The organism is Bilophila wadsworthia ATCC 49260, from assembly GCF_000701705.1.
Classification (GTDB): domain Bacteria; phylum Desulfobacterota; class Desulfovibrionia; order Desulfovibrionales; family Desulfovibrionaceae; genus Bilophila; species Bilophila wadsworthia.
In genome coordinates, this window is the sequence record NZ_JNJP01000156.1 from 1 (window position 1) to 4,183 (window position 4,183).

Sequence of the window (4,183 nt, forward strand, 5' to 3'; positions counted from 1 at the left end):
AGCGGTATCAACAGATTCACGTCGAACTTGTGCGTGTCCCGCAGGGGCGAAAGCTCGGACATCAGCGTGTTGTACGGACGCCCGAGCCGATAGACGATCTGTTCCACCGACAGCCCTGACGGGGCGTGCTTGGCAAGCCGCTGGCAGACTGCCCCGATGTTCGGAGTGCCTTCTTTCATGCCAAACTCTCCTTTCCGTTTGCGTGATTCCGGCGGGATGCCGGGTTATCCTCAAATCAGGCACACACTGCCGGGTGCGGGTTCAGAACTGGAATCTTGGAGGGGCCACGCTTCTTATTCTCAGCACGGGGCAAGAGTTCCGGAGGGATTCCAAGCAGGACAAGCTGGCGGTGCCAATGCGTCGGGACGGTTTCCCAAAGCATGAGATACCTGCGGGCCAGCGTCATACTTACGCCTAGCTGTTCAGCGACATAGCGGATGGTCATGTCGCGCTCATCCATCCATGTCCTCAACGCGGCAGCGCGATCAGCGTCTAGCATTGTGGTCATAACGATTCCCTGATAGTTTTGTGTTGCTGTTTCGTGTTTGTGTTAGGTGTTCTTTATCAAAAATATTTTTGATAAAGCAATATTTTTATGATTTTTCATCAAAAAATATTTGATATGCAATTATTTGAAAGAATAAGATTTTTTTCAAAATCACAAAAAATTCCGCTTGCTCGTCTAGCGGAACATATCGGAGTTTCTCCACAAACATTCAACACATGGTTTGCAGAAAAAAGCCAAAGAAACCTCTGGGAACATCTTCAAAAAATCCTTGATCTTTATCCAGAGCTCTCCAGAGAATGGCTTTATTTTGGTGAAGGTCCTATGCTTAGGGACAACAGTATCGAAGGAAAGTCATCCCCACAGGCTGCATCCTTGAGCGAATCGATGTCGAGTTCCGCCCCGTGTACGGAGGAACTGAAACGGGAAAACACAGAGCTGACAAAGAAACTTCTCGCTGCAAAGGACGAGCTCCTCGCAGCCAAAGACAAGATCATCGCGCTGCATGAAGAAAATAAACGCTTGGCCGAGTCGGTGAGCGCCGTAGTGACGCCCACCGAGGCTCGCCGGGACAATCCCCAACATGCCACCTCGGACAGACCTGCGAGTGGTGCTACCGACTGTGGTGTGTAGGGCCGTATCAGTGAAGGGGGAAGGATGATTCGAGTAGTAGCACTGCTGATGGCACTGTTTGTCAGCATCCCGGCTTACGCCCAAAACTGGGACGAAGGGGGCACGCTGCGCGATGAAACGGTCATCGGCTGGGCCATGAGCACGGATGCAAACAAACTCGCTTCGGCTGCCGACTACATCAAGGCCAGTACCGAAGCCGGAATCTTGGCGACGCTGAAAAAAGGCGAACTCAAGCGGGCTTCGGAAGATGTGGCGGCTTGCATGAAAGAATTTGCCGAGTCAGCTAACAAACCGGTTACACGAGAAAACTCGACGCCCTACGTTTTGGCCTGTATGGAAAAGGCCAAGAAAAAGCATCCGTGGATGCAGCTCAACCCTCTTGCCAGTGTTCAGGAGGCTCCTCAGCCTTCCGGTGAAAAATGGGATATTTCGCGGGCGACGCCAGTTCCCTATGTCGTATACAGTTCGGGCTGGGATCAGAAAAAGACCATCAACAGGCTTAAACTCTTTATCCGCATTACCCCGGCTGCGCGGGACAAGGACGGGACGCTCATCTTGGCCTCGGTTTCCTCTGCATCACGAGAACAACTCGCGGCCACCGCCATCGCCGCGGCAAAGTATTACGCCAAGGATACTGGGGCGACCTCGATCAGCGTTGTGCTGGACTCCCTTCCGGATGTCGATGGCGCAGCCTGCCAGCTTGCGGTTGCGGATTACGTACCCGACGGCAAGGGCATTTCAGGCAAAGAAAACTGGACATGGAATGGAGTGCGGGCTGCCGAAACGCCCTTTTCCGATCAGGAACTAGAGATGCAGCAGCTCTGGGGCGAGATGCGCAAAGATTTTCAGACATCCGCGGGTGAGACGGATGAGGCCGCTCTCTCAAGGGCCATCGGCAAGCGCATGGGAATTCCCACTTCGAAAGTGACTCTCCCCTATCGCATGTTGGAAGACGTCCCGCAGGAACTCATAGATGCGGTGAAACCTGCGCCCGGCCTGACACCGCCCAACCAGTAAAACAAGGCTCTCGGATCAAAACATCCGGGGGCTTTCTTCATTTCCGCTTCTGCCGCCACTTCCACGGCGGGGTCGGGTCCTTTCGGGACCACAGGCCCCGCCGCGCTTCTTTGGCGTCCTGTTCCAGCTTCTTCCAGCCGTTGCAGAACGGCGCGTTGCAGAAGGCCGGATACGCCCACGCCTGACCAGCTTCCAGCATGTCGGCATTGAGCACCCTGTCCGTAGCCACCAGCGCGACCGAGCGACCGTATTTGTCGGTGCTCATCTTGATCACCTCAACGTCCTGCCCCGGTCGCACGAGCGACAGGAGGTGATCGCGGGACTGCGGGCCGCCCTTCTGCTCCAGCTCTGGGGCGTCTATGCCGTAGAGCCGGATTTTTAACGGCGTCCGGACGTCGCCCATCGGCGCCACGATCATCCTGTCGCCATCGTGGACGTCCAGCACCGTGCCGGGCCATGCATAGGCCGGAAGCGGAAACGCAAGGGCCACGATCAAAAGCAATATGCGCAACATATTGGCCTCCATATATCCTCGCTCGGCTTGAATCCGATCCGCTTGACGCATCTATATTTTTGATTATAGATAAAAGGAATCAATCTTACAAACAATAGGAGAGCAACTATGAAGCGTCTGTTCGCACTGGTCCTTGCCGCTACCCTTGCTGCTCCCACCATAGCAGCAGGCTTTCAGGGACCGAATTCCGCTCAGGGAGGAGGCTTCCAAGGCCCCACTACCGGCATTGAGGCCGATACCGTAGCCAAAGCCCAAAAAAGCTGGGACGATGCCCGCGTCGTGCTCACCGGGAACATCACCCAACGTGTTGCCGGCAGCGACGATAAATACATCTTCAAGGACACCACGGGCGAAATGATCGTGGAGATCGATTTCGAGCTTTTCGCGGGCCGAACCGTTACACCCCAGAACAAGGTACGTCTCTCCGGCAAGGTGGACAAGGACTTCATGGAGTCCCCTAAGGTTGACGTAAAGGTCCTTGAAATTCTGTAGCGGCACAGAGCCGGAATAAAATCTCCGGGCACATTGCTACTCTGGAGTAGAGCTGATGGGGAGGCTTTCGCCTTCCCATTCTTTTTCTCAAGTATCATCTCCTGATCCTTGGACACCTTTTCACGGTCGCCATCAAAGCTGACCGTGCCCTTCACCCGTACCCAAGCTCCGTGCCCACCTGGACTCTAGGGTTTCACCGGGGCTGATTGTCAATGGACCGTGGAAACATTGTATTCCTCTGTAAGGAAGCTCCAAAACACCTCTTCCCAATTTTTCCTTTCATGGTTGTGTCTATAACGATGTTTTGATAAGCCAGAACTGAAAATCCAGTAGAGGAAATGACCGGACTTGCGCTAAAGCAGCCAGGACGGACGCCGGAACACTGCTGCTTTCCAAGAAGGGAGTAGTTGCAGCGAACAATATGAGGACAAGCTGCTCTTCCGAAACCATCATGGGAAAACATGGAATTTTCAGATCGGGTCAAGGCACTGGCGACACGTATCCAAGAACTGAGGGAACACGCATTCGTAACGGAAGAAGCGACGAAAAACGCGCTTATCTTGCCGTTTCTTCAAGCGCTCGGCTATGACACCTTTGACCCGCGCATAGTCGTCCCCGAGTACACGGTCGACGTAGGTACTAAAGGGTGAAAAAGTGAATTACGCTATCAAGCGCGACGGAGAGGTCATCATCCTCATCGAAGCCAAGTGCGCCGGGACCTGCCTTGATTCCGGCAAGGCCGACCAGCTCCACCGCTACTTCCACAACACGCCTACCGCACGCCTCGCCATCCTGACGGACGGCGTGCAATACCAATTCTTCTCCGACCTCGACAAGCCGAACATCATGGATGACAAACCATTCATGATATTCAACTTTGATAAGCTGGAAGAGGCCCTCATCCCCGAATTGAAGAAGCTCGCCAATGACTCCTTCGACGTTGATGTCGCTCTGTCCGCCGCACAGGACCTAAAACATCTCCGGCAGATCAAGCAACTCATCGCCCAAGAGCTGGCGTCTCC

Annotated in this window: 6 protein-coding genes and 1 pseudogene; 5 read left to right on the forward strand and 2 right to left on the reverse strand. The window is 54.2% G+C overall.

Annotated elements, in window-relative coordinates; translation table 11 throughout:
• Positions 1-235: 235 nt before the first annotated feature.
• Entirely contained in the window at positions 236-508 is a 273-nt protein-coding gene (locus T370_RS0121375; protein WP_029436948.1) for a hypothetical protein, read from the reverse strand.
• An 87-nt stretch (positions 509-595) separates the two neighbouring features.
• Here T370_RS0121375 and T370_RS25300 point away from each other — a divergent pair, with 87 nt between their 5' ends.
• Both T370_RS25300 and T370_RS0121385 read left to right on the forward strand, forming a co-directional pair.
• Positions 596-1,138 carry a hypothetical protein gene (locus tag T370_RS25300; protein WP_029436949.1) on the forward strand — a complete coding sequence of 181 codons (543 nt, stop codon included), beginning with the start codon at positions 596-598 and terminating at the stop codon, positions 1,136-1,138.
• 24 nt (positions 1,139-1,162) lie between these two features.
• Positions 1,163-2,155, forward strand: coding sequence for a DUF4875 domain-containing protein (locus T370_RS0121385; protein ID WP_156034485.1), 993 nt, complete (start codon positions 1,163-1,165; stop codon positions 2,153-2,155).
• A gap of 37 nt (positions 2,156-2,192) precedes the next feature.
• Here T370_RS0121385 and T370_RS0121390 read toward each other — a convergent pair whose 3' ends face one another.
• Positions 2,193-2,669 carry a thermonuclease family protein gene (locus T370_RS0121390; protein ID WP_051643939.1) on the reverse strand — a complete coding sequence of 159 codons (477 nt, stop codon included), beginning with the start codon at positions 2,667-2,669 and terminating at the stop codon, positions 2,193-2,195.
• 108 nt (positions 2,670-2,777) lie between these two features.
• Between T370_RS0121390 and T370_RS0121395 the strand changes: the two genes are divergently transcribed.
• The 3 genes and pseudogenes from T370_RS0121395 to T370_RS23285 form a co-directional block, all read left to right on the forward strand.
• A complete protein-coding gene (locus tag T370_RS0121395; protein ID WP_029436952.1) occupies positions 2,778-3,161 on the forward strand; it encodes a NirD/YgiW/YdeI family stress tolerance protein in 384 nt (127 codons plus the stop codon).
• A 461-nt stretch (positions 3,162-3,622) separates the two neighbouring features.
• A complete protein-coding gene (locus T370_RS23955) occupies positions 3,623-3,811 on the forward strand; it encodes a hypothetical protein (RefSeq protein ID WP_051643940.1) in 189 nt (62 codons plus the stop codon).
• A 4-nt stretch (positions 3,812-3,815) separates the two neighbouring features.
• Positions 3,816-4,183 (forward strand): annotated as a pseudogene (locus T370_RS23285) (restriction endonuclease); the annotation flags it as partial.

Excerpts from the sequence above, each read along its gene's own strand:
- T370_RS0121390 (WP_051643939.1), bottom strand. The coding sequence starts at position 2,669 with ATGTTGCGCATATTGCTTTTGATCGTGGCCCTTGCGTTTCCGCTTCCG.
- T370_RS0121375 (WP_029436948.1), bottom strand. The coding sequence starts at position 508 with ATGACCACAATGCTAGACGCTGATCGCGCTGCCGCGTTGAGGACATGG.
- T370_RS25300 (WP_029436949.1), top strand. The coding sequence starts at position 596 with ATGATTTTTCATCAAAAAATATTTGATATGCAATTATTTGAAAGAATA.
- T370_RS0121395 (WP_029436952.1), top strand. The coding sequence starts at position 2,778 with ATGAAGCGTCTGTTCGCACTGGTCCTTGCCGCTACCCTTGCTGCTCCC.
- T370_RS0121385 (WP_156034485.1), top strand. The coding sequence starts at position 1,163 with ATGATTCGAGTAGTAGCACTGCTGATGGCACTGTTTGTCAGCATCCCG.
- T370_RS23955 (WP_051643940.1), top strand. The coding sequence starts at position 3,623 with ATGGAATTTTCAGATCGGGTCAAGGCACTGGCGACACGTATCCAAGAA.